The 4962-nt window shown below is 73.1% G+C and carries 3 protein-coding genes; 1 reads left to right on the forward strand and 2 read right to left on the reverse strand.

Translation table 11 applies throughout. The features are described from left to right. Together IH13_RS0107675 and IH13_RS0107680 are read right to left on the reverse strand one after the other, a co-directional pair. On the reverse strand, positions 1 to 1167 hold a 1167-nt coding region (locus IH13_RS0107675), incomplete at its 3' end, for an FAD-dependent oxidoreductase (RefSeq protein ID WP_031082224.1). 9 nt (positions 1168 to 1176) lie between these two features. Beyond that, positions 1177 to 2091 carry an AurF N-oxygenase family protein gene (locus tag IH13_RS0107680; RefSeq protein WP_031082225.1) on the reverse strand — a complete coding sequence of 305 codons (915 nt, stop codon included), beginning with the start codon at positions 2089 to 2091 and terminating at the stop codon, positions 1177 to 1179. Between the two features lie 835 nt (positions 2092 to 2926). Between IH13_RS0107680 and IH13_RS0107685 the strand changes: the two genes are divergently transcribed. Then, on the forward strand, positions 2927 to 4962 hold a 2036-nt coding region (locus IH13_RS0107685), incomplete at its 3' end, for a SpoIIE family protein phosphatase (protein ID WP_031082227.1).

The following is a 4962-nucleotide window of genomic DNA, read 5'->3' on the forward strand; positions in this document are numbered from 1 at the left end:
CCGGTCCTCACCGAGGGCCTCCACGGGCTCGGAGTGGAAGCGGAACACGATGCGCCGGCCGGCGGGCGGTGCGGCGGACCAGTCCACCGCTTCCCGGCGCACGCCCCGCAGCACCGCCGCCTTGTCCCCGGTCGCCGCGGCGTCGACGGCTTCGCCGGAACGCGGATCGTGGTCGTCGAGCACCAGTTCCACGCCCGGAAGGTGCCGGAGCGCGAGCAGTTCGGACCGGGTGTACGCCGCCTCGCCGGGCCCGCGCCGCCCCAGGACCACCACCTCGCGCACCGGAGAGGCCCGCAGCGCCTCCAGCGCGTGGCCGGCGATGTCGCTGCCGGCCAGGGCGTCGGGGGCCGACACCAGGATGCGGGCCGCGTCGAGGGCGACGTTGCCGTTGCCGACGAGCACGACCCGTTCCGAGGAGAGGTCCACGGCGTCCGGCGCGACCTCCGGGTGGGCGTTGTACCAGGCGACGAACGTCCGGGCGGAGAGGCTGCCCGCCAGGTCCTCGCCGGGGACCGAGAGCCTGCGGTCGGCGCCCGCCCCCACGGCGTAGACGACGGCGTGGTGATGCGCCGCCAGCTCCCCGTGCGAGACGTCCCGGCCCACCTCCAGGCCGAGGTGCATCCGCACCCGGGGGTGCGCGTGGAACCGCGCGAAGGCGTCCTGGGCCTTCTTCGTCGACGGATGGTCCGGCGCCACGCCGTACCGCACGAGCCCGCCCGCCACCGGAAGCCGGTCGATCAGCGTCACCTCGGCGGAGGTGTGCAGCAGCAGGTCCTCGACGGTGTACATCCCGGCCGGGCCGGTACCGACGACGGCGACCCGGACCGGTGCGAAGTCCGACGGCAGGGTGCGTTCGAAGACCGGCTCGCCCCACGGGTGGAAGTTCGGCCCGGCCGTGTCCGGTGGGGGCTCCCGGTCCTCGTAGTAGGCCGCGTTGATCGGCCCGTACTCCCGCTGCGCGCCCATCAGGCTCTCCACCGGGAAGATCGCGTCCACCGGGCAGGCGTCCGCGCAGGCACCGCAGTCGATGCAGGACCCCGGGTCGATGTGCAGCATCTCGGTGCTGCCGAAGTCCCGTTCCTCGGGCGTGGGGTGGATGCAGTTGACGGGACACACCGCGATGCAGGTGGCGTCGGTGCAGCACGTCTGGGTGATGGCGTAGGTCATCTCGTCCGCTCAGATCAGATGGGCGCGCTTGTAGAACACCAGCGCGGGCCGGGTGAGCAGGCGGGCGGAGGCCAGGAAGTCCATCAGGCCCGAACAGCTCGACCGCATCATCGACTTGTGGTGCTCGTTGGCCTTCGCCTCGCCGATGGCGCGCTCGGCGTCGAGCCCGGCGTTGGCGTACACGTCCTTGTTGACCATGCTGGTCACGATCACGTAGGACGCCACCGCGATCACGAAGGCGTGGATGTGGCGCCGCAGCCGGCCGGCGCCGGCGAGGTGCTTGCGCGTCTCGGCGCGGGCGAACTTCATGTGCCGCGACTCCTCGACGACGTGGATGTTGTTGATGGTCCGGACGAACGGGACGACCCGCTCGTCGCGCATCCAGTCGCGCTGCATCACGTCGAGGACCTCCTCGGCGACCAGGATCGCCGCGTACGCCGCCTCGCCGAAGGCGACCGTCTTGAAGGCCCTGCCGAGCTCCACCGCGAGCCGGTGCGGGCGGTAGGCCGGGGCGCCGAGCTTCTGCGCGCCGCGGGCGAACATGATCGAGTGCCTGCACTCGTCGGCTATCTCGGTGAGCGCCCACTGGACGTCCGCGCTCGTCGGGTCCTTGGCGTACACGTCCCTCAGCACCATCTGCTGGAGGATCATCTCGAACCAGATCCCGGTGCTGGCCACCGAGGCGGCCTCCTGCCGTGTCAGCTCCTTGCGCTGGGCGTCGGTCATCTCGTGCCAGTACGCCGTGCCGTACAGGGTGCTCCACTCCGGGCTCGCGCCGTGGAAGTCCTTGTCCAGCGGGGTCTCCCAGTCGACCTCCGTCGCGGGGTCGTACGCCAGCATCGCGGCCGAATCGAGCAGCCGGCGGGCGACGTCGTGCTCCTGGGGCCGGCCCTCGGGCCCGGGTCGAACGGTGCTGCTTGCCATGGTGCGGCTCCTCGGTTCGCGCGTACGGATCCTTCGTTCTGGTTCAGCCCCGACGGGACGTCAACTGCCCTGAGTCCGGAGGCACATGGGGACCACCGGGGGGAGCGGTCGGGGAAGGGCGGAGGCGGCGCGGGGGCAGCGGCGCTCCGTGCCGCCTGTTAGACGGACGGTATAACAAGGGCCCTCGATCGGCCTACCCCCGAGTAAGGAATCGATGCCCTCCCTCGCGGTGTCTCCCCTTCGCGACCGTGCGGAACAGGCCATTTCGACCCGGGTCCGCAGCACGTGACGGTCGCCCGGGGAAGGGCGCGGAAGTCCCACCGGTTCGTCACCCCGGACATCGTTCGCGACTGCGGCACCTTTCTCTCCGCCGACGGCAGGCACCTCGCGCTCGACGACGCCAAGGCGCCGCCGGCCCGGGCCGCGTGGCGCGCACAGCCGGACAGTCTCCGCGTGGGGGAACAGGTCGCCGAACCCGACGCACCCGACCACTTCCTGACCGCCCGCCGGGCGTGCACGGCACCTTCTCGGCCGGCCGGTGCACCTCCCCGGCGCCCACCCCCGCCGGCCCCCGCACCGCACCCGGCCCGGGGAGTGCGACGAGGGCCCGGTGACGGCGGCCGGCCCGCCGCGCCTGGCCGGGGACCCGGTGATGGCCGGGGACCCGGTGAGCGTCCTGCACTCGCCGGGCGGTCCCCGTACGCTTCGGCCGCCCGGCGCGGCCCGCGGGTCTCCCGGCCCCCTCGGCGGGTGGCCGGGCCGCATCACACCCGGCACGGTCCGGACCGCCGCGCACCGCTCGCCCGGTGTAGGACGAGGGTGTACAAAAGGGGGCATGGCCGCACGCTCCGGCCGCCCGCGGTCGTTTCTCCGGATGAGAACGCTCGCCGGTCAGGTCTTCCTCCTGCAGGTGGCGATCGTGGTGCTGCTCGTCACCGCAGCCGTGGCCGCGCTCGTACTCCAGTCCCGGGCCGACAGCGAGCGGGAGGCACGCAACCGGTCGGTCGCCGTGGCCGAGACCTTCGCCGACGCCCCGGGCATGGAAGCCGCCCTGAAGGGGGCCGACCCCAGTGCGGTGCTCCAGCCGAAGGCCGAGGCGGCACGGAAGGGCTCCGGCGTCGACTTCGTCGTCGTACTCAGCCGCGACGGGATCCGGTACACCCACCCGCTGCCCGACCGCGTCGGCAAGAGGTTCGTCGGTGAGATCGGCCCCGCCCTCCAGGGCAAGGTCGTCACCGAGCAGGTCAACGGCACCATCGGCCCGCTCGTCCAGGCCGTGGTGCCCGTCCGCGGCTCGGACGGCAAGGTCATCGGGCTGGTCTCCGCGGGCATCACCATCGCCCGGGTCAGCGGGGTCGTCGAGGAGCAGTACGTCGTCCTGTTCGGCGCCGCCGCGGGCGTCCTCCTCCTCACCACCGCCGGGACGGCCCTCGTCAGCAGGCGGCTGCGCCGCCAGACCCACGGCCTCGGCCCCGCCGAGATGACCCGGATGTACGAACATCACGACGCCGTCCTGCACTCCGTGCGCGAGGGCGTGCTCATCGTGAGCGGCGACGGCCGGATCGTCCTGGCCAACGACGAGGCGCGGCGGCTCCTCGGCCTCCCGGCGGACGTCGAGGGCCGCCCCGTCACCGAACTCGGCCTCGACCACGCCACCACCCGGCTGCTCGCCTCCGGCCGTGTGGCGACCGACGAGGTCCACCCGGCGGGGGACCGGCTGCTGACGGTCAGCCAGCGGACCACGGACCGCGACGGCGGGCCGCCCGGCAGCGTCACCACGCTGCGCGACACCACCGAGCTCCAGGCACTCTCGGGCAAGGCCGACGTGGCGCGGCAACGGCTCAAGCTGCTCTACGACGCGGGTCTGGAGATCGGCACGGTGCTCGACGTCGTACGGACGTGCGAGGAGCTGGCGGATTTCGCGACGGACCGGTTCGCCGACTACTCGACCGTCGACGTCTCCGAGAACGTCCTGCGCGGTGAGGAGCCCACCCGGGCCGGGGCCATCACCGACATGCGGCGGACCGCCCTCAGCGGCCGCCGGCGAAACCCGGAGTTCTTCCCGACCGGATCGGTGATGCGCTTCAGGACGGAGACCGTCCTGGGAGCCGCCCTGATCCGGGGCGAGGCGGTGCTCGACGCCGATCTGGCGGCACTGAACGGCTGGCAGGAGGCGAGCCCGGCCCGGGCCGCCGGCCTGCTGGAACACGGGTTCCACTCGATGATCGCCGTACCCCTGCGGGCCCGCGGCCTCATTCTGGGTGTCGCCATGTTCTGGCGCGCGGAGGACCCCCAGTCCTTCGAGGAGGAGGACCTGTCCGTCGCCGAGGAACTCGTCGCCAGGGCCGCCGTCAGCATCGACAACGCCCGGCGCTACTCCCGCGAGCACGCCGTCGCGGTCACCCTCCAGCGCAGCCTCCTGCCCCGCGGCCTGCCCGAGCAGAGCGCCATCGACGCCGCGTACCGCTATCTGCCCGCCCAGGCGGGGCAGGGGGGGCTCGGCGGGGTCGGCGGTGACTGGTTCGACATCATCCCGCTGCCCGGGGCCCGGGTCGCACTCGTCGTCGGCGACGTGGTGGGGCACGGCCTGCACGCGGCGGCGACCATGGGGCGCCTGCGCACGGCGGTCCACAACTTCTCCAGCCTCGACCTCCCGCCGGACGAACTGCTGTGGCACCTGGACGAGCTGGTGGCGCGCATCGACCAGGACGAGTCCACCGACGAAGCGGAGAACGCGGTCACCGGAGCCACCTGCCTCTACGCGATCTACGACCCGGCGTCCGGGCACTGCACCATGGCCCGGGCGGGCCACCTCCAGCCCGTGATCGTCGGCCCGGACGGCACGGCCGCGTTCGCCGCCGTGCCCGGCGG

The sequence above is a fragment of the Streptomyces sp. NRRL WC-3549 genome (assembly GCF_000721935.1).
Classification (GTDB): Bacteria; Actinomycetota; Actinomycetes; order Streptomycetales; family Streptomycetaceae; genus Streptomyces.

Excerpts from the sequence above, each read along its gene's own strand:
- IH13_RS0107680 (WP_031082225.1), bottom strand. The coding sequence starts at position 2,091 with ATGGCAAGCAGCACCGTTCGACCCGGGCCCGAGGGCCGGCCCCAGGAG.